This is a genomic window from Amycolatopsis thermoflava N1165 (genome assembly GCF_000473265.1).
Lineage (GTDB): Bacteria > Actinomycetota > Actinomycetes > Mycobacteriales > Pseudonocardiaceae > Amycolatopsis_E > Amycolatopsis_E thermoflava.
This window is the reverse complement of the sequence record NZ_KI421511.1, coordinates 5,249,118-5,266,984: the sequence shown is the minus strand read 5'-3', so window position 1 is coordinate 5,266,984 and position 17,867 is coordinate 5,249,118. Positions and strand designations below refer to the sequence as shown.

General features: G+C 71.2%; 19 protein-coding genes and 1 tRNA gene. 11 read left to right on the top strand and 9 right to left on the bottom strand.

Translation table 11 applies throughout. The annotated features are described in order from the left end of the window. Positions 1–75 precede the first annotated feature (75 nt). Positions 76–948 (bottom strand): LLM class F420-dependent oxidoreductase, encoded by an 873-nt coding sequence (locus AMYTH_RS0125845; RefSeq protein WP_027932700.1) that lies wholly within the window; start codon positions 946–948, stop codon positions 76–78. Between the two features lie 33 nt (positions 949–981). After that, positions 982–1,923 (bottom strand): YncE family protein, encoded by a 942-nt coding sequence (locus tag AMYTH_RS0125840; RefSeq protein WP_027932699.1) that lies wholly within the window; start codon positions 1,921–1,923, stop codon positions 982–984. A 142-nt stretch (positions 1,924–2,065) separates the two neighbouring features. Here AMYTH_RS0125840 and htpX point away from each other — a divergent pair, with 142 nt between their 5' ends. Next, entirely contained in the window at positions 2,066–2,932 is an 867-nt protein-coding gene (gene htpX, locus AMYTH_RS0125835; protein ID WP_027932698.1) for a zinc metalloprotease HtpX, read from the top strand. Between the two features lie 199 nt (positions 2,933–3,131). Here the strand turns inward: htpX and AMYTH_RS0125830 are convergent, their stop codons facing one another. Both AMYTH_RS0125830 and rfbA read right to left on the bottom strand, forming a co-directional pair. Continuing rightward, entirely contained in the window at positions 3,132–3,629 is a 498-nt protein-coding gene (locus AMYTH_RS0125830) for a hypothetical protein (RefSeq protein ID WP_027932697.1), read from the bottom strand. Next, a complete protein-coding gene (rfbA, locus tag AMYTH_RS0125825) occupies positions 3,629–4,510 on the bottom strand; it encodes a glucose-1-phosphate thymidylyltransferase RfbA (protein WP_027932696.1) in 882 nt (293 codons plus the stop codon). The genes AMYTH_RS0125830 and rfbA overlap by 1 nt, the downstream gene beginning before the upstream one ends. Positions 4,511–4,598: 88 nt before the next feature. Here rfbA and AMYTH_RS0125820 point away from each other — a divergent pair, with 88 nt between their 5' ends. From AMYTH_RS0125820 to AMYTH_RS0125810, 3 genes are read left to right on the top strand one after another with little or no spacing between them, the layout of a single operon-like run. Next, on the top strand, positions 4,599–5,465 hold the full coding sequence (locus AMYTH_RS0125820) for an alpha/beta fold hydrolase (RefSeq protein WP_027932695.1): 867 nt from the start codon (positions 4,599–4,601) through the stop codon (positions 5,463–5,465). A 4-nt stretch (positions 5,466–5,469) separates the two neighbouring features. After that, positions 5,470–6,060: a TetR/AcrR family transcriptional regulator gene (locus AMYTH_RS0125815; RefSeq protein ID WP_027932694.1), complete on the top strand. Its 591-nt coding sequence runs from the start codon at positions 5,470–5,472 to the stop codon at positions 6,058–6,060. 35 nt (positions 6,061–6,095) lie between these two features. Further along, the gene (locus AMYTH_RS0125810) at positions 6,096–6,737 is read left to right on the top strand and encodes a DsbA family oxidoreductase (RefSeq protein ID WP_458645635.1); all 642 of its coding nucleotides are present in this window, start codon (positions 6,096–6,098) and stop codon (positions 6,735–6,737) included. On the opposite strand, the gene AMYTH_RS0125805 is transcribed toward AMYTH_RS0125810, so the two are convergent. Continuing rightward, positions 6,707–7,846: a sialidase family protein gene (locus tag AMYTH_RS0125805; RefSeq protein ID WP_027932692.1), complete on the bottom strand. Its 1,140-nt coding sequence runs from the start codon at positions 7,844–7,846 to the stop codon at positions 6,707–6,709. The genes AMYTH_RS0125810 and AMYTH_RS0125805 overlap by 31 nt on opposite strands. 198 nt (positions 7,847–8,044) lie before the next feature. Here AMYTH_RS0125805 and AMYTH_RS50950 point away from each other — a divergent pair, with 198 nt between their 5' ends. The 3 genes from AMYTH_RS50950 (at position 8,045) to AMYTH_RS45725 (ending at position 12,386) form a co-directional block, all read left to right on the top strand. Further along, positions 8,045–8,173, top strand: a complete 129-nt coding sequence (locus AMYTH_RS50950) for a hypothetical protein (RefSeq protein ID WP_267283902.1) — start codon at positions 8,045–8,047, stop codon at positions 8,171–8,173. Between the two features lie 61 nt (positions 8,174–8,234). Beyond that, complete coding sequence (locus AMYTH_RS0125795) at positions 8,235–11,087, top strand: lantibiotic dehydratase (RefSeq protein ID WP_027932691.1); 2,853 nt, start codon at positions 8,235–8,237, stop codon at positions 11,085–11,087. A gap of 147 nt (positions 11,088–11,234) precedes the next feature. Further along, entirely contained in the window at positions 11,235–12,386 is a 1,152-nt protein-coding gene (locus AMYTH_RS45725) for a lanthionine synthetase C family protein (protein ID WP_051362817.1), read from the top strand. 4 nt (positions 12,387–12,390) lie between these two features. On the opposite strand, the gene AMYTH_RS0125785 is transcribed toward AMYTH_RS45725, so the two are convergent. Further along, on the bottom strand, positions 12,391–12,882 hold the full coding sequence (locus AMYTH_RS0125785; RefSeq protein WP_017986513.1) for a YajQ family cyclic di-GMP-binding protein: 492 nt from the start codon (positions 12,880–12,882) through the stop codon (positions 12,391–12,393). 116 nt (positions 12,883–12,998) lie between these two features. Here AMYTH_RS0125785 and AMYTH_RS0125780 point away from each other — a divergent pair. From AMYTH_RS0125780 to AMYTH_RS0125765, 4 genes are all read left to right on the top strand, one after another. Next, positions 12,999–13,080 (top strand) — tRNA-Tyr (locus AMYTH_RS0125780). A 191-nt stretch (positions 13,081–13,271) separates the two neighbouring features. Next, on the top strand, positions 13,272–14,789 hold the full coding sequence (locus AMYTH_RS0125775) for a molybdopterin-dependent oxidoreductase (protein ID WP_027932690.1): 1,518 nt from the start codon (positions 13,272–13,274) through the stop codon (positions 14,787–14,789). Between the two features lie 114 nt (positions 14,790–14,903). After that, positions 14,904–15,518, top strand: a complete 615-nt coding sequence (locus tag AMYTH_RS0125770; RefSeq protein WP_051363102.1) for a fasciclin domain-containing protein — start codon at positions 14,904–14,906, stop codon at positions 15,516–15,518. Positions 15,519–15,602: 84 nt separating this feature from the next. Beyond that, on the top strand, positions 15,603–16,115 hold the full coding sequence (locus AMYTH_RS0125765) for a F0F1 ATP synthase subunit B (protein ID WP_027932688.1): 513 nt from the start codon (positions 15,603–15,605) through the stop codon (positions 16,113–16,115). 72 nt (positions 16,116–16,187) lie between these two features. Here the strand turns inward: AMYTH_RS0125765 and AMYTH_RS0125760 are convergent, their stop codons facing one another. The 3 genes from AMYTH_RS0125760 to AMYTH_RS0125750 are packed head-to-tail and all read right to left on the bottom strand — an operon-like array spanning position 16,188 to position 17,814. Continuing rightward, positions 16,188–16,787 carry a DUF3618 domain-containing protein gene (locus tag AMYTH_RS0125760; RefSeq protein WP_027932687.1) on the bottom strand — a complete coding sequence of 200 codons (600 nt, stop codon included), beginning with the start codon at positions 16,785–16,787 and terminating at the stop codon, positions 16,188–16,190. Further along, positions 16,784–17,197: a phage holin family protein gene (locus AMYTH_RS0125755; protein ID WP_027932686.1), complete on the bottom strand. Its 414-nt coding sequence runs from the start codon at positions 17,195–17,197 to the stop codon at positions 16,784–16,786. Before AMYTH_RS0125755 ends, AMYTH_RS0125760 begins: the two co-directional genes overlap by 4 nt. Beyond that, positions 17,194–17,814: a hypothetical protein gene (locus tag AMYTH_RS0125750; RefSeq protein ID WP_027932685.1), complete on the bottom strand. Its 621-nt coding sequence runs from the start codon at positions 17,812–17,814 to the stop codon at positions 17,194–17,196. The genes AMYTH_RS0125755 and AMYTH_RS0125750 overlap by 4 nt, the downstream gene beginning before the upstream one ends. Positions 17,815–17,867 lie beyond the last annotated feature (53 nt).

Genomic DNA, 17,867 nt, shown 5'->3' with positions numbered 1-17,867 from the left:
CGGCGGTCGGCGCCTGGAAAACCGCTTACCCGGTGCGGTTTCCGCGGGGAAGAAACCGCCCGGCGCGGCGCCGGTTCACAGCGCTTCGGCGAAGGGGATGACGTCCTCGGCGAAGACGTCGATCAGGCGGAGATCCGGAATCCCCGGAACGGAGCCGATCACGCCGTCGATCCCGAGGCCGGCCAGCCGGCTCAGTTCGGTCTTGAGTTCCCCGCTCTTCTTGCCGTCCGGGCCGATGTTCAGCGGGTGGTAGACGGTTTTGGTGATTTCGTCGTAATCGCGTCCTTCGGATTCGCAATGCGCGCGCAGGACGTCGAGTTTGTGTTCGAGTTCCGGCCCGTCGAAGATGTTGCAGGCGTCGGCGTATTTCGCGACGAACCGCAGGGTCTTCTTCTCGCCGCTGCCGCCGACCATGATCGGCGGGTGCGGTGTGGACAGCGCCTGCGGAACGTTGAGCAACCGCTCGGCCTCGATGTGCGCGCTGGAGAACGGGCCGTCGTCGTCCGACCACATCCGCAGCACGTACTGCAGGGTTTCTTCGAGCATCTGGAAGCGTTCCGCGGTGGGCGGGAACGGAAACCCGAGGCCGCGGGACTCCTCCTCGTTCCAGCCGGCGCCGATGCCGAGCATCGCCCGGCCGCCGGAGAGGACGTCGAGGGTGGTGACGGCCTTGGCCAGCACGCCGGGCTGGCGGTAGAGGACGCCGGTGATGACGGTGAGCAGCTTGGCGCGCCGGGTGTGCGCGGCGAGGTAGCCGAGGGTCGTGTAGGCCTCGAGCATGTCGTTCTCGGTGGGGCCGACGCCGCGGATCTGGAAGAAGTGGTCCATCACGGCGAGGTAGTCGAATCCGGCGTCGTCGGCGGCGCGGGCGACCTCGGCGAGTTCGCGGCCCAGCGCGGCGGGTCCGTTCGGCCAGGTGAAGTCGGGGATCTGCAGTCCGAGTTTCATGGGTTTCTGGTACCCGGTGCCGCGCGGGGAAAATCAGAATCCGGTGATCACGTGCAGGCGGTCGTGCAGGGGATCGGTGACGTGCACGGCGCCGGTGCGCTGGTCGACGGCGACCTGCCCCGGGTTGATGCCGAGCGCGAGTTCGCCGGTGATCTCGCCGCGGGTGCCGTCGATGCGGACGAGCCCGTCCGGGCCGCCGTTGGCGTAGACGGTGTGGCTGGCCTGGTGCACCGCGACCGAGGACGCCTCGCTGCGCAGCAGGATCGTGCGGGTCTGAGTGCCGTCGACGACCGACAGGTGGTGGATGCCGGAATTCGCGACGTACACCGTGCCGGTGTCGTGGTGGACGGCGAGCCCGGCAGGCCCGTCCCCGACCGGGATGCTCGCGGTGAAGCGCCCGGTGTCCAGGTCGAGGACCTCGACGGTGCCGGTGTGGAGGCTGGCGAAGTACCCGGTCCGCCCGTCGATGGCGGCGCTGCTGAACCCCCGGCCGGGGGCTTCGATGGTCGCCGCGAGCGCGCCTCCGAAGAGGTCGAGCACGCGCACGGCGCCGGTCTCGCCGGACGCGACATACAGCCGGTATGTATCCGGGTCGAGGGCGAGCGCCGCGGGTCCGGGGCCGGACGCGACGACGTTGGTGACCCGCCCGCCGTCGAGGACCGCGGTGGTGCCCGGCGTGCGGTTGGCGACGTAGACCAGGCCGGTGCGCTCGTCGACGGCCAGGTCGGCCGGGACGCCCCCGGCCGGGACGGTCGCCACGGTGCGCCCCTGGACGATCACCGAAACCGTCCGGTCCGCCGTGTTCGCGACGTGGCAGACGCCGGTGACCGGGTTCACCGCGACCGCCTGCGGCCGCCTCCCGACCGGGATCGACGTCAGCGGCGGCGCCGCGCGGGCCGGGGACGGCAGCCCGAGCAGCGCCGCGGTCGTGACCAGGCCGAACACCGTGCGGCGGCTGACCCCGGCGGCGCCCATGACCGACCTCCCCGCGATGTTTGGGGTACGCGGGTCGAACGGTAACCCGGAGTGCTCACCGGCGCGCGCGGAGATCATGAAGGAACTTCACTTCCGTTTCGTGCGTTGGGAAAGCGAGTGTTGGTAAGGAGGCGCAGGGCACGTGCACAGGCACCAGAACGGGCTGAAGACCGCGCTGTTGCTCGGGTTGCTGAGTGCCATCATCATCGCGATCAGTTCACTGTTCGGGCGTGGCGCGTTGTTCGTCGGGCTCGCGCTCGCGCTGGGGATGAACGCCTACGCCTACTTCAAGTCGGACACGCTGGCGCTGCGCGCGATGCGGGCACGGCCGGTGTCGGAGCCCGAGCAGCCGGTGATGTACCGGATCGTGCGGGAGCTGGCCACGTCGGCGCGCCAGCCGATGCCGCGCCTCTACGTGAGCCCGACCGTCGCGCCGAACGCCTTCGCGACCGGCCGCAACCCGCGGCACGCCGCCGTGTGCTGCACCACGGGCATCCTGGAGCTGCTGGACGAGCGCGAGCTGCGGGCGGTGCTCGGGCACGAGCTGTCGCACGTCTACAACCGGGACATCCTGATCTCGTGCGTCGCCGGGGCGCTCGCGAGCATGGTCAGCGTGCTGGCGAACCTGGCGATGTTCGCCGGCGTGTTCGGCGGCAACGACCGCGAGGGCAACAACCCGCTGGGCTCGCTGCTGATCATCCTGGTCGGCCCGATCGCGGCCGCCATCATCCGGATGGGGGTCAGCCGCTCGCGCGAGTACCAGGCGGACGCGTCGGGCGCCGCGCTGACCGGTGACCCGCTCGGCCTGGCCTCCGCGCTGCGCAAGCTGGAGTACGGCACCCGGCGGGCGCCGCTGGTGCCGGAGCCGCAGCTGGTCTCGCAGTCGCACCTGATGATCGCGAACCCGTTCCGCCCCGGCGAGACGTTCTCCCGGATGTTCTCCACCCACCCACCGATCGCGGACCGCATCAGGCGCCTGGAGGAAATGGCCCGCCGCGGCCCGTTCTGAGCCCCGCTTGACCGGCGCCGCCCGTCCGTCGCTGTAGGCGGCCGAGTCCCCGCTCTGGGGTCGCCCGGTTTCCGCGTCACCCGAGACCCTCGGATCGAGGGCACCGTTCCATGCCGGGCCGCGGCCCATTCCGAGCGTCCCGGTCCTGCCGCTCGGAGCCACCGCACCGGCGGCCGTGACCGGCCCGGCGCAGCCCGCGCTAGCGACGGCTTCGCTTGATCCGCTTCGCCAACCCCATCGCGTGGTAACCGCCGCGCGGCTGGTCCGGATCCACGACCCACAGGATGTCCCGCACGGCCTCCGCCTCGTGCTCGTAGCCCACCTGCAGGATGGTCCAGAGGCCGTTGCGCGCCTTGAGCCGGCAGTGCTCCCCGAGATCGGCGGGCTGCCCGGCGTAGGAGTCACCGGACACGAGCACCGCCAGCACGTCCAGCAACTCCACCCGCGCGAAGTCCGGCAGCGGACCGGCCAGCGCGGCCAGGATGACCTCGACCGCCGGGACCGCCACCTCGAACAGGTTCCCGCTGATCTCCAGGTGGTTGTCCAGCCGCGCGCCGAGGGCTTCGCGTGGCTCGGCCGCCTCCAGGATCGTTTCGAACGTGCCCGGCAGGTGCGCCCCGCTCCGCCCGCAGCCGCACCGCAGCCGGCCCCAGTCGTGCCGCGCCAGCTCGGCGCGCACGAGCCTGCTGACCGCCACTAACCCACGGCCCCCGCGGCACGGGCGCACGCCACGACGTAGTCCCCGTACCCGGACTTCGACAGCTTCAGCCCGAGCGCGAGGCACTCCTCCGGATCGATGTACCCCATCCGCAGCGCGACCTCCTCCAGGCACGCGATCCGCACGCCGGTCCGGTGTTCGAGCACCTGCACGAACTGCCCGGCCTCCAGCAGCGAGTCGTGCGTCCCGGTGTCCAGCCACGCGAACCCGCGGCCCAGCTCGACCAGCTTCGCGCGCCCCTGCCGCAGGTACGTCAGGTTCACGTCGGTGATCTCCAGCTCGCCCCGCTTCGACGGGGTGAGGCCGCGCGCGATCTCGACGACCTGGTTGTCGTAGAAGTACAGCCCGGTGATCGCCTGGTTGGACTTCGGCCGCTCGGGCTTCTCCTCGATCGACACGAGCCTGCCGTCCGCGTCGAGCTCACCGACGCCGTAGCGCTGCGGGTCCTTCACCGGGTAGCCGAACAGGACGCACCCGTCCAGCTCGGCGACCTCCTGCTGCATCCGCCCGGAGAAACCCTGCCCGTAGAAGATGTTGTCGCCGAGGATCAGCGCCACGTCGTCGTCGCCGATGAAGTCCGCGCCGATGACGAACGCCTCGGCGAGGCCGTTCGGGCTCGGCTGTTCCGCGTAGCTGAGCCGCAGCCCGAACTGGTCGCCGGAGCCGAGCAGGCGCTGGAAGTTGGGCAGGTCGGCCGGCGTCGAAATGATCAGGATCTCCCGGATCCCGGCGAGCATCAGCACCGAGATCGGGTAGTAGATCATCGGCTTGTCGTACACCGGCAACAGCTGCTTCGACACCGCCTGGGTGATCGGGTGCAGACGCGTCCCGCTGCCGCCCGCCAGCACGATGCCCTTCATGTCCCCAGCTCCTTCCGGATCGATCCGGAACCACCCTAGCGTGTCCACATCCTTCACATACATACAGTCTGTATGTATCTTCGAAGGCATGACTCGCTCACCAGCACTCGGGCAAGAAAAGCGCGTGACCCTCCGCCACGGTGACGTCCGCTACTTCGAACGCGGCGAGGGGCGGCCGGTCGTGTTCGTCCACGGCGCCCTGGTCAACGCCGATCTCTGGCGGCACGTCGTCCCGGATCTGGCGGCAGCCGGCTTCCGGTGCCTCAGCATCGACCTGCCGCTCGGCGCGCACGAGGTCCCGCTCCGGCCGGACGCCGACCTCAGCCCGACCGGGGTCGCCGACCTGATCGCGGACTTCCTCGACGCCCTCGACCTGCGTGACGTCCTGCTGGTCGCGAACGACACCGGCGGAGCCCTCACCCAGATCATGCTGTCCCGCCGTCCGGAGCGGGTCGGCAGCGTCGTGCTGACGCCGTCGGACTGCTTCGACCACTTCTTCCCGCCCCTGTTCCAACCGCTCGTCCCGCTCGCCCACATCCCCGGCTCGATGCGCCCGGTCGCGGCGCTGCTGCAGGTCAAGGCGCTGCACCGGATGCCGTTCGTGTTCGGGTGGGTCACCAAGTACCCGATCCCGGCGGAGTTCGTGGAGTCCTACGTCCGGCCGGCGCACCGGGACGCCGCCATCCGCCGCGACCTGCGCAAGTTCCTCCGCGGCGTGCGCCCGAAGTACACGCTGGAAGCCGCGGAGAAGCTGCGTGCGTTCGACAAGCCGGTGCTGCTCGTGTGGGCGGACGAGGACCGGACCTTCCCGCTGCGCCTCGGCAAGCGCCTCGCCGCGACCCTGCCGAACGCGCGCCTGGTCGAGGTCGCCGACTCGTACGCCTTCGTGCCGGAGGACCAGCCGGCCGAGCTGGTGCGGCACATCCTGGCGTTCGCGGGCGTCATGGCAGATTAGGGGCGTGCGCCGTACGCAGGAAGAGCGATCCCAGAGCACCCGGGCCGCGTTGGTGGCGGCCGCCCGCGAGCTGTTCGCCGAGCGCGGCTACCAGGCCGTGCCCGCGGACGAGATCGTGCGGGCCGCCGGGGTGACGCGGGGCGCGCTCTACCACCACTACGGCGACAAGCAGGGCCTGTTCCGCGCCGTGTTCGAGCAGCTCGAGCTGGAGGTCACCGCCGAGGTCGAAGCCGCCACGAAGGACGCGCCGGACCTCGCGACCGGGTTGCTCTTCGCGCTCAAGGCCTTCCTCGACGCCTGCGAGCGCGCCGACATCCGGCAGATCTCGCTGATCGACGCCCCCGCCGTGCTGGGCTGGACCACGTGGCGCGAGATCGAGGCAGAACACGGCCTCGGCCTGGTCATCGGCGTGCTGCGGGAGGCGGTCGAGCAGGGCCTGATCAAGCCGCTGCCGGTCGACGTGCTGGCCCAGCTCGTGCTCAGCGCCGTCAACGAGGCGGCGCTGATGATCACCCACGCGGACAACCCGGCCCAGGCCAGGTCGGACGCCGAGCAGGTGCTCGCCACCTGGCTGATCGGCCTCCTCGCGGAATAACGCCGGGCCGCCCGGCGTTCGCCGGGATCGTGCAGGTGGAGATCTGGTCCGATGTCGTGTGCCCGTGGTGCTACCTCGGCAAGCGGCGCTTCGAGCGCGCGCTGGCCGGGTTCGAGCACCGTGACCAGGTCGAGGTGACCTTCCGGTCCTTCGAGCTGGACCCGCGCGCACCGCGGGAGCCGCAGCCGAAGGCGGCGCTGATTGCCGCGAAGTACGGGATCAGCGAGGCGGAGTTCGCCGCGAACGAGGAGCGCCTGACGCAGCTCGCCGCGGCGGAGGGGCTGGAGTACCACCTGGACGGTGGCGTCATCGGCAACACGTTCGACGCCCACCGCGTGCTGCACCTCGCTCGTGAGCGCGGCCTGCAGGACGCGGTCGCCGAGCGGTTCTTCCGCGCCTACTTCACCGAGCGGCGTTCGGTCTTCGACGCGGATTCGCTGGTCGAGCTGGCGGCGGAGTCCGGGTTGGACGCCGACGAGGTCCGCCGGGTGCTGGCCGACGGCGCGTACGCCGACGAGGTCCGCGCGGACATCGACCAGGCCCGCGCGCTCGGCGCCAACGGCGTGCCGTTCTTCGTCTTCGACCGCCGTTACGGGGTGTCCGGCGCCCAGTCCACCGAGACCTTCGCGGCCGCGCTGGACAAGGCCTATCGGGACGCGGAGCCCTTGCCGAAGTAGATCTTGCAGACGTCGCCGTCGTAGTCGGCGGCCAGTTCGAGGACGTTGCGCCCGTCGTCCACGGGCAGCAGCGACGAGCTGTAGTTCGGGCAGAAGTTGTTGTAGGCGCGGGGAACGTGCACCGGCGCGGGCAGCTCGTACCAGTTGCCCGCGCCGAAGTCGTCGTTGGCGAGCAACACCTGGCCGTTGGACGGCAGCGGATTTCCGGCGCGGTCGGTGTAGATCTGGCCGACCATCAGGAGTCGAACTCCGTTCGGTCCGCCGGGGAAGACCGTGACGTTGTGGGCGTGCTGGAAGTAGTTACCGTTCGCTGTCACGACGCGGGTGCCCGGGTCGGCGGGGTCGCCGTAGTTGGCGCCGTCGGGTGAGATCCTGAAGTACGGGTCGCAGTAGCGCTGGCCGTAGTTGCAGATCTCGTAGCCGAAGTAGTAGCGGCCGTCGGGCAGTTTCCGCACGACCGGCATGCCGGGGCGGACGCGGTCGGGCGAGATCGCGACCGTGCTCTGCTTGGTGCCCCAGGTGACGCCGTCGGTGGACGCGACGCGGTTGAGCACCTGGCTGTGGCGCGGCGCCTCGGTTTCGTCGGCGTAATGCATCCACAGTGTCCCGCCAGAGTCCACTGTGAACTCCGGCTCGAACACGCCGTCGTGGTTGTGCGAGCGGGCGGCTTCGGACAGGAAGCTCCAGTTCCGTCCACCGTCCGAACTGGACCAGATCCGGATCGACATGCGACGGCCGGCGCCGCCGTTCTGCCCGTAGGAGGCCGCCCACAGCAGCGTGCCCGCCCGCAGCCGGCCGACTCGTTGCGGCAGTTCGTAGATGCTGCCGCAGCATTCGCCCTGCGCTCCCGCCGGATCGCGGACCTCGCCGATCTGGTGGAACGACGCGCCTTCGTCGGTGCTCTCGTAGATCCGCGCGAACGCGCCGCCGCCGTCCCAGCTGTTCACGGACGCGACGATCCGGCCGCGCCGGAACGGCGCGTGTTCCAGGCGGATGACCCGGGGGTACGCGCCGACGCCCAGTTCGGTGCGCTGCGCCGCATACGCCGGAACCGTCAGCACGCCCGTCGCGGCCAGCAGTGTGAGCATCAGTGCGGCCATTCGGCGCATCCGTTGCCTCCCCTTCACTCTCAGCAGCGGAATTAGACCACAGGGTGATCACCGGCTGGGCTGTAAAGGTGGACAAAAGGCAACTTTGTAGCGCAATAGCACGTTAGAATCAACCTCTTGCTGGATCGTTGAACGATCCCCTACGTTCGGAAGGCAGTGGCACAAGCCACAGTTCACGACGAAGGAGAGGCAAATCTCGTGGAAAACCTTGCTCCCGAGGACTTCGACCTGGACCTCCGCATCTCGGCTCCGGCGCAGGACGGGGACCTGCTGACGAACAAGTCGGGCTTCAGCGACATCTGCGCCACCCTGTGGCCGTCCTGCTGACCTGATCCGCGGGTGGCGGGTCCGCGGGGGCCCGCCACCCGTCCAGCCGGGAGGCGAAGCGATGTTCACGTGTGCCGGCCCGGCCCTGCTGCGGGCGGCGGTGCGACCGCGGACGACGGGGCCGATCCCGCCGCTGGAGGTGCTCGCGGCGGACGAAACCCTGATGGAGGCGGTCGAAGCGGCCAGTCCCAGCCTGGCCCGCGACGTCCTCCGCGTGGTCCGCGGCGAGCCGGTCAAGGACAAGGTCCGCCGGCGCAGCGCGCTCGCCCTCGCCAAGTACCACCTCCGCCTGACCGGGAGGCCGACGCCGTTCGGGCTCTTCGCCGGCGTCGCGCCCGTGCGCCTCGGCGACCAGCCGGAGCTGCGGATCGGGCGGCAGCACCGTCCGACCAGCCGGACGGACGCCGAGTGGCTGGACGGGGTGCTGCGGCGATTGCGGACCGATCCGGTCGTGCTGCCGCACACGGTCCTGGTCGCCAACAACGTCAGCGTCATCCGCGGTGACCGGCTCGTGCTGCCCGAGCGGTATGAAGACGCGCATCGCCGGGAAGCCTCGATCCGGTTCACGCCGCTGGTGCGCGCGGTGCGGGAGATGACGCGTACGCCGGTTCCGTGGCCCGAGCTGGCGGCGCAGTTGTGCGGTCGCTTCCGGCGCACTGGTTTCGAAGGCGTGCTGCGGCAGCTCGTCGAGGTCGGGGTGCTGCTCACGGACCTGGATCCGCCGCCGGACTGCGTCGACCCGCTCGCCCACGTGCTCGGCCGGGTGCCTGCCGGGCACCCGGTGCACGCGGAGTTGAGCGCGGTCCGGCGCGAGTTGCGGGCCGCGGACGCGGCGGTGCCGGACCGGCGGGCCCGTCGGCGCGCGGTGGTGGCCCGGATGCGGGCGCTGCACGACACGGACGACGTCGTCCAGACCGACCTGCGCCTGGACGTGTCGGCCACGTTGCCGGCCGAGCTCGGCGCGGAAGCCGCCCGGGCGGCGGACGTGTTGTGGCGACTGGGATCCACGGCGGGACCGTCCTGGTCGGACTCCTACCGAGAGCGCTTCCTGGAGCGGTACGGCAGCGACCGTCTGGTGCCGGTGCTGGAACTGCTCGACGACACCCGCGGCCTCGGGCTGCCGGAGTTTTCGCAGGGCCCCTCGCGTCCCGGGCCTCGTGGTCTGATCGAGCACCTGCTCGCCGCGGTGCGCGAGGGGCGCGACGAGATCGAACTCGACGACGAGCTGGTCGATTCGCTCGCCGAGGACCCGCCTCCGCGACGGCCGGTGTCGATGGAGTTGTGCGCGGAGGTGCTCGCGCCCAGCTGGGACGCCTTGTGTGCGGGCGAGTTCCGGCTGGTCGTCGGTGAGAACCTGGGCTCGCCGCACGCCGGGTCGACGATCGCGCGGTTCGCGCACCTGATGCCCGAACTCGACGACGAGCTGACCGAGCTGGTCCGCGACGGCGCGCCGGCCGGTGCCGCGCAGGTGGCCTGCCGTCCGCGGACCATCCGGTCGGCGAACGTCGCGTCGGTGCCGCAGCGGCTTCCGGTGCGCATCCCGGTGAGCTGCGGCCCGGCCGCCGCGGACGTTCCCGACCTGCGGCTGGACGAGCTGGCTGTGGGCGCGACGCAGGACGAGCTGTACGTCGTCGACCTGGCGTCCGGGCGGCGGGTGGTCCCGGTCTCCGGGTCGATGCTGAACCAGCGCAGCGGGCACATCCCGCCGGTGGCGCGGTTCCTGCTCGAGCTGGGGGAGCAGGAGAACCCGTCGTGCCTGCCGTGGCGGTGGGGCGACTTGTCGACAGCTCCGGCGCTGCCGCGCGTCCGGTACGGCCGGACCGTGCTCGCGCCGGCCCGGTGGCTGCCCAGCCGGGAGATGCTGGACCCCTCGTCCGACTGGTCGGACGTGGTCCGGAGGTGGCGACAGCGCTGGGACGTGCCGAGGCGGGTGCAGCTGACCAGTTCGGACAACCGGATCCCGATCGACCTGACGGACGACGGGCACCTCGCGGTGTTCCGCGCCGAGCTGCGAAAGACGCCGCGGCTGGTCGTGCAGGAGGTGCTGTCGCAGGGCGACGGCTGGCTGGACGGCCACGCGTGCGAGGTCGTGTTCCAGTTGTTCGGAGAGCGTCCCGCCGCCCGGCCGGCGCCGGCCACGCGAACCCGGTCCGAAATGCTGGACCTCCCAGGTGGCGACTGGTTGTACGCCAAGCTCTACGCGGGGAACGCCGCGCAGCGTCAGATCCTGCAGTCGCACCTGGCCGATCTCGTGGCCGGTGTGGCGGACTGGCACTTCGTCCGGTACGCCGATCCCGATCCGCACCTCCGGATCCGGTTCGCGGGCAAGCCGGACACGCTGTGGACGACGCTGTTGCCGCGCCTGCACGAGTGGGCGGCCGGGCTGTGTGCGCAGGGGTTGGCTTCCCGGCTGGTGCTGGACAGCTACGACCCCGAGGTCGAGCGGTACGGCGGCCTGGATGCGATCGCCGCGGCGGAGCGGGTCTTCCACGCCGACTCGCTGGTCGCGCTCGGGATGCTGGAGCGGGAGCCGGACGAGCCGGCGGTGGCGTTGAGCGTGCTCGACCTGGTCCGGCATTTCGGACAGCCGCCGGAAATCCTGGACTGGCTGGCGGCATCGGTGCCGCTCGACCTGCGGCGAAGCGTGCCCCGCGACCGGCGGGAGTCCCTCGCGGCGGCGATCGACGCCACCGGTCGTCCGTCACTGGACCAACCGTGGAGGCGCCGGAGCCGGGCTCTTGGCGACTACCTGGAGCACCTGTCGCCGGAGCGGCACGGCCGGGTGGCGCTGAGCCTGGCGCACATGCACTGCAACCGCGTGTTCGGGATCGACCGGGCGCGGGAGCAGGAGGTGTACGCGCTGGTGCACGGGGCGTTGGCGCTGCGGATGGACCGCGGGAGGCACGGCCGATGAGCACCGCGACGAGCGGACGACCCGCCGAGGAGGAGCGGTGAGCACTGCTGTTGCGACCCGGCGGGCGCGATCCCGGGCTGAGGTGGCCCGGCGGGTGCGGCTGCGGGGGATCAACTGCCCCCAGCGCATGACTGCCGAGGAGGAGCGGTGAGCACAGCTGTCGTCACGCGACGGGCGCGGGCCCAGGAAATCGCGCTGGAGGTGGGCGATCGCCTGCGCTCGGTGGGTGATCGCGGCCCTGGCCTGTTCGACGGCCACCCGGGGCTCGCGGTTCTGCACGCGGCACTGTCCGCATGGGACCCCGCGCGCGCCGCGGTCGCTCATGCCCATCTGGCCGCGTCGGGCGAGGTCGCGCCGGAGGCGGTCGTGCCCGCGGTCCTGGTGCACCGGGCCGTGCACGGCGGCGGGTACGACGGGCTGATGCGCAAGGCCGGCGCGGCGCTCGCGGAGGTGTGCGAGTCCTGGCCGGAGCGCGACCGGCCGGCCGCCGCGGACTACGACGTGATCAGCGGGCTCGCCGGCAAGGGGCGGTTGTTGCTCGCGCTGGGCGGTGACCGGTGCCTGACCGCGCTGGAGGGCGTGCTGGAGCGCCTGGTCGCGTTGACGCGACCGGTGCTGGTGGACGGGCACGAGGTGCCCGGGTGGTGGTGCGCGCCGGAGCGGTACGCGGTGGACGCGGACCGCGAGCGCTACCCCCGGGGCGACTTCGACGCCGGTCTGGCGCACGGCATCAGTGGTCCACTCGCGCTGTTGTCACTGGCCCACCGGCACGGTCTGCGGGTGGGCGGGATGACCGACGCGATGCGGGTGGTCGTCGACTGGTTGTTGCGGTGGTCGTGGACGGACGAGTCCGGGGTGGGCTGGCCGTCGCGCGTGGGGTTCGACGCGCAGGTGCGGGGCTCGGCGGTGCCGGCGTTGCGGTCGGCGTGGTGTTACGGCACGGCCGGGGTGGCGCACGCGCTGCACCTGGCGGCCACCGAGCTGGGCGACGCGGGTGCGGCGGGGCTGGCGGTGGCCGCGATGCGCAGGCCGGGCCCAGCGGAGGGCCCGACCGTGTGCCACGGGGATGCCGGGTTGCTGCAGGTCAGCACGCGGATGGGGGTCTCGGCCGACCGGGTCGCCGACCGGGTCCTGGCCGCGTTCGACCCGTCGGCGCCGTTCGGTTTCCGGCACCGCCTGCACACCGGTGGGTGGGCGGACGAGCCCGGGTTGTTGCAGGGCGCCGCCGGGGTGGCGCTGGCGCTGGCGAGCTACGCGGGCAACCCGGCCCCGTGGGACGTCGCGCTGCTGCTGGCCTGAGGGGTCAGCGGTAGTTGGTGAACTGCAGCGCGATGCCGAAGTCCTTGTCCTTCAGCATGGCGATGACGTCCTGCAGGTGGTCCTTCTTCTTGCCGGAGACGCGGAGCTGGTCGCCCTGGATCTGGGCCTGGACGCCCTTGGGGCCCTCGTCGCGGATCACCTTGGCGATCTGCTTGGCCTTGTCGGAGGCGATGCCCTGGAGGATCTTGCCGTTCACCTTGTAGGTCTTGCCGGACACCGCGGGCTCGTCGGCCTCGAACGCCTTCAGCGAGATGCCCCGCTTGATCAGCTTCTCCTTGAACACCTCGACCGCGGCCTTCACGCGCTCCTCGGTGTCGGCCTCGATCGTCACGGCTTCCTCGCCGGCCCAGGAGACCTTGGCGTTGACGCCGCGGAAGTCGAAGCGGGTGGAAAGCTCCTTGGCCGCCTGGTTCAGGGCGTTGTCGACCTCCTGCCGGTCGACCTTGCTCACCACGTCGAATGACGGATCCGCCACGTGTCCTACCTCGTCGTTTCGCTTGTCGGCTGACCACACCATAGCGCCGCCCCCACCCCCGTCGGAGGCCCGCCGGAGGGTTGGTAAGCTAGTCCCCGACCGGGACGCCCGGTCATGGCGGGTTGCCCGAGCGGCCAAAGGGATCTGACTGTAAATCAGACGGCACTGCCTTCAGAGGTTCGAATCCTCTACCCGCCACATCAGGGCGAACACCCCCGTGACCTGCGAGAACAGGACGCGGGGGTGTTCTCTATGTCCGGCTGCGGCGAGGCATCTGCTCAGCTGAGTGACGCGCGCCAGTCGCTCTTGGAGTTGTCACCGATTGGCGGCGCAGCGTCGGGTGCGCAAGACCCACCAATACTCGCCCCCGGTGGCTGCGAATCGGGGGTATGGCGACCACGACCACGACCACCCGGCCCGAGCGGCTGTCCCTCGTCCGGGCGGGGGTCTGCGGGGTGCTCGCGCTGGTCGCGGCCCTCGCGGCTGGGCATCTCGTCGCCGGGGTCGTCAACGTCAACGCCTCGCCGTACCTCGCGGTCGGCAACACCGCCGTCGACCTGACTCCGTTGCCCCTCAAGGACTTCGCGGTACGTACATTCGGTACGTACGACAAGCTCGTCCTGCTCGTGGGGATGGCCGTCGTCCTCCTGGTGGTCGCCGCGGGGGCAGGCGTCGCCTCGCGGCGGTCGTTGTGGCCGGGGATCCTCGTCATCGTGGTGTTCGGACTCCTCGGCGTCGCCGCGGTGGCCGCGCGACCCGACCTGACCACGCTCGCGCTCACCGCGCCCCTCGTCAGCCTCCTCGTCGGCGTCGGGGTGTTCCGGCTCCTGCACTGCGGCGCGGGCCACGACGCGTCGCGGCGGTCGTTCCTGCTCGTCGCGGCCGGGGCGGTCCTCGCGGGAGTCGGGGGACAACTGCTGGGGCGGACACGGGACGCGGCGAGCTCCCGGGCCGCGGTCGGGCCTCTCGTGCCCGCGCGGACCGCGCCGGCCATCCCGCTCGACGCGGACTTCGCGCACTTCGGCACGCCGCCCTTCCGCACCCCCAACCGCGACTTCTACCGGGTCGACACCGCGCTCACCGTCCCGCAACTGCGCGCCGAGGACTGGTCGTTGCGCCTCCACGGCCTGGTCCGCGCCGAACAGCGCTACACCTACGCCGACATCCGCGACCGCCCGCTCGTCGAGCGCACCATCACCATGACCTGCGTCTCCAACGAGGTCGGCGGCCCCTACACCGCCACCGCGAACTTCATCGGCATCGACCTCGCCGACCTGCTCGACGAGGCCGGCGTCCAGCCGGGCGCCGAGCAGCTCTTCGCCACCAGCGTCGACGGCTGGACCTCCGGCACGCCCGTCGCCGCCGCAGCCGACCGCGGCCGTGGCGCCATGCTCGCCCTCGGGATGAACGGCGAGCCCCTGCCGCTGGAACACGGCTTCCCGGCCCGCCTCGTCGTCCCCGGCCTCTACGGCTACGTGTCCGCCACCAAATGGGTCGTCGACCTCGAGGTCACCACCTGGCGAGCCCGCCAGGCGTACTGGCTGCGGCGCGGCTGGGCCGAACGGGCGCCGATCAAGACGCAGTCCCGCATCGACTTCCCCACGGGCTTCGCGACCGTGCCTGCCGGGACGGTGCGCATCGCCGGGACCGCGTGGGCCCAGCACACCGGCGTCGACCGGGTCGAGGTGCGCTTGGACACCGGCCCCTGGCTGGACGCGCGACTGTCCACTGAGGTCAACCCCGACACGTGGCGCATGTGGTACGCGGACCTGCCGGTCTCCCCGGGCTTCCACCACGTCACCTGCCGCGCCACCGACCGCTCCGGCTACACCCAGAGCCAGGACCGCGCAGGCACCGTGCCCGATGGTGCGACCGGCTGGCACGGAATTTCCTTCACCGCCAACTGAGTCCAATCCGGCCCGGAACCGGCCACGAATCCCGTGCACCAGCAGGAAATCCCGAATGGAGTGATTCTCGTGAAGACTGTACGCATCGCCGGGGCCGGTCTCGCCGCCGCGGCAATGTTCTCGCTCGCGGCCTGCGGCACGGACGGCGAAAGCGCTTCCAGCGCGGCAGGCACGTCCATGGCGCCGTCGAGCGCCATGCCCGCCCCGATGTCCGGCGGCAACGGCGTGACCACCAGCGCCGACGTGTTCGGCCCCGCGTGCGGCCAGCTGCCACAGGGCAGCGCGCCGGGCAGCCTGGACTCGATGGGCCCGCAGCCCGTCGCCACCGCCGCGAGCACGAACCCGTTGCTCACCAAGCTGGTCGCCGCAGTCAAGGCCACCAACCTGGTCGACACGCTGAACAGCCAGGAAGGCATCACCGTTTTCGCGCCGGCCGACTCCGCCTTCGAAGCGGTGGGCGAGGCCAAGTTCACCGAGCTGGCCCAGAACCCGAGCCAGCTGGCGCCGATCCTGCAGTACCACGTCGTCCCGCAGCGCTACGACGCCGCCGGGCTGGAAGCAGCGGGCAGCGTGCAGACGCTGAACACCGCAGGCGGACCGGTGAAGATCGAGGGTTCCGGCGAGAACATGACCGTCAACGGCGCCAAGGTGCTGTGCGGCAACATCCCGACCGAGAACGCGACCGTGTTCGTCATCGACAGCGTGCTCGCCCCGGGCACCAACAAGTAGGACGGGGAACCGGGCCCGGCGGGAGTTCCGCCGGGCCCGCTCTTCGGTTAGCGTGGAGGCCCGTCGTCGACACTGGGGGTGGAGATGGGCGTACTCGACGCGGATCTGCCGGTCGCGCCGGACATCGTCGAACTGGCGCTCGGCCTGGTCGCGTTCCTCGTGCTGCTGTTCCTCCTCGCGAAGTTCGCGGTGCCGCGGTTCGAGGCGTTGTTCGCGGAGCGGGCGGACAAGATCGACGGCGGGATCGAGAAGGCCGAGCAGGCGCAGCAGGCGGCTGCGGAGGCGCTCGACCGCTACCGGGCCCAGCTCGCCGACGCGCGTGCCGAGGCGGCGCGGATCCGGGAGGAGGCCCGCGCGGAGGGTGAGCGGCTGCGCGCGGAACTCCGGGCGGAGGCGCAGGACGAGGCCAGGAGGCTGATCGCCCAGGGCGAGGCGGACCTCACCGAGCAGCGCGGTCGTGTCATCGCCGAGATGCGGCCCGAGCTGCGGCGGCTCGCGGTGGAGCTGGCGGAGCGGATCGTCGGCGAACCGCTGACGGACGAGGCGCAGCGGCGGGGCACGGTGGACAGGTTCCTCGCGGAGCTGGAGCGGCGGTAGACCCAGAACGACACGGACAGCCCTGCACAGCACGGTGCCTGGTGGCCCTCGTCCACCAGGCACCGCGCCGTACTACCGGTTCTGCGCCGTCTGCTTGACGTCCTGCGCCGCGGACTTGGTCTCGTCCGCGACGGTCGACGCGGCGTCGGTCGCGGTCGACCGCACCGACTGGACCGCTTCCTGCGCCGGCTCGCGCAGGTTCTCCTTCATGTCCTGCGCCACCGAGCCGACCTGGCCCGCCATGCCCTGCGCCGATTCCTTGACCTGACCGGCCAGCTCTCGCTCCGGCCTGCTCGCCGGGATCAGGGACGACACCAGCCACCCGGCCCCGAACGCGATCAGCCCCGCGGCCAGCGGGTTGCCTTCGGTCTGACGCCGCAGGGTCTGCGGCGCTTCCTGGACCTGCTCGGCGACGGTCGAAGCCGCGGACGAAGCCGTCGACGACGCGCTGTCCGCCGCCTGGTGCATCCGGTCCGTGGCCGACTGCACGCCGCTGGAAGCGCTTCCCATGACCCGCTCCTTCAGGTTCTGCGCGAGACCCCGCGCGCGGTGCACCCGGCGGTGCACGATGCGGCCGGGATTCACCTTTTCGGCGAGCGCGTCCACGTCGCTGCCGAGATTTCGTTGCGTGCCCTCGATCTCCTGGCGAAGGCGGTCGGGGTCCGTGGTCACGTTGTCCTCCTCATCTGGTCGGGCATCTGCTTGAGGCTGTCGACGGTCCGCTCGGGCACCGGATCGACGCGGCGCATCCGGCTGCGGCCCATGACGTACAGCACGGCCGCGATCACGGCCCACACGCCGGCGACGATGAGCGCAGCCCAGCCCTGGTCCATCACGTTGGCCAGCGCCCACCACAGCGCGATCGACAGGAACAACGCCACCATGTAGCCGCCGAACCCGGCGCCGCCGAGCATGCCCGCGCCCTTGCCCGCCTGCTTGGCTTCGGCTTTCACCTCGGCCTTCGCCAGCTCCAGTTCCTGCCGCATCAACGTCGACAGGTCCTGCGAGATGTTGCTCATCAGCTGGCCCACCGACGCGTCGGCGACGTCCGGCCGCTGCCCAGGCGGTTGCGAATACGTCATGACGGCTCCGCCCGGTGCTGGCCGCCGGACACTGTGGCTCCGGATGGGTAAGCGCTTTCCGGCGGGTACGCGGTGGTCGGCGGGTGGGCGGCAGTCTCCGTCGGCGTGCCTGTCGTTTCCGTCGAGGTGCGTGGTTGCGGCGCGCCACCGGTGCTCTGCTCGCTCATGCTCGCGGCGACGCCTCTGGTCAGCCGGCCCGCGAGGAGTCCCGCGGCGGCCGCGCCGGCGAGGAACAGACCGGGCTTGCGCCGCGCGAAGTCACGCAGCTCGTCGACGAGGTCGCCGGGCTCCCGCGAATCGAGCCACGACGCCACTTTCTTCGCCCGCTGGGAAACCTCGCGGACGAGGTCCTGCGCCATTCCGGAATCCGACTGCTCCGACATCCGGTCCAGTTGATCGGCGATCGAATTCAGATTTCCGGCCGCTTTCTGCTGGCTGGTGCGGGCCTGTTCGCGCAATTGATCGACGCCCTGGTCCTTCAGGTTCCGCGCCTGCCGTTGGGCCTCGGATGCCACCTCTCTTGCTTGTTCCGCGGCGGTTCCGGTCACCTGGCTGCCCGAATCCGCGGCTTGCTCGCGCACGGCCTGCGGGGTCGAACTGCTGGTCTGCTGGGTCATTCCTCCTCCTCCACACTTGGTGCCGCGCGACTACCCGGCGCCATTCCCGGTAA

Bases quoted from the DNA above. Each gene is read 5' to 3' on its own strand.
- AMYTH_RS0125775 (WP_027932690.1), top strand. From the start codon at position 13,272: ATGGCGACCACGACCACGACCACCCGGCCCGAGCGGCTGTCCCTCGTC.
- AMYTH_RS0125805 (WP_027932692.1), bottom strand. From the start codon at position 7,846: ATGCGCCGAATGGCCGCACTGATGCTCACACTGCTGGCCGCGACGGGC.
- AMYTH_RS0125845 (WP_027932700.1), bottom strand. From the start codon at position 948: ATGAAACTCGGACTGCAGATCCCCGACTTCACCTGGCCGAACGGACCC.
- AMYTH_RS0125770 (WP_051363102.1), top strand. From the start codon at position 14,904: ATGTTCTCGCTCGCGGCCTGCGGCACGGACGGCGAAAGCGCTTCCAGC.
- AMYTH_RS0125820 (WP_027932695.1), top strand. From the start codon at position 4,599: ATGACTCGCTCACCAGCACTCGGGCAAGAAAAGCGCGTGACCCTCCGC.
- AMYTH_RS0125765 (WP_027932688.1), top strand. From the start codon at position 15,603: ATGGGCGTACTCGACGCGGATCTGCCGGTCGCGCCGGACATCGTCGAA.
- AMYTH_RS0125795 (WP_027932691.1), top strand. From the start codon at position 8,235: ATGTTCACGTGTGCCGGCCCGGCCCTGCTGCGGGCGGCGGTGCGACCG.
- AMYTH_RS0125755 (WP_027932686.1), bottom strand. From the start codon at position 17,197: ATGACGTATTCGCAACCGCCTGGGCAGCGGCCGGACGTCGCCGACGCG.
- AMYTH_RS0125840 (WP_027932699.1), bottom strand. From the start codon at position 1,923: ATGGGCGCCGCCGGGGTCAGCCGCCGCACGGTGTTCGGCCTGGTCACG.
- rfbA (WP_027932696.1), bottom strand. From the start codon at position 4,510: ATGAAGGGCATCGTGCTGGCGGGCGGCAGCGGGACGCGTCTGCACCCG.
- AMYTH_RS0125750 (WP_027932685.1), bottom strand. From the start codon at position 17,814: ATGACCCAGCAGACCAGCAGTTCGACCCCGCAGGCCGTGCGCGAGCAA.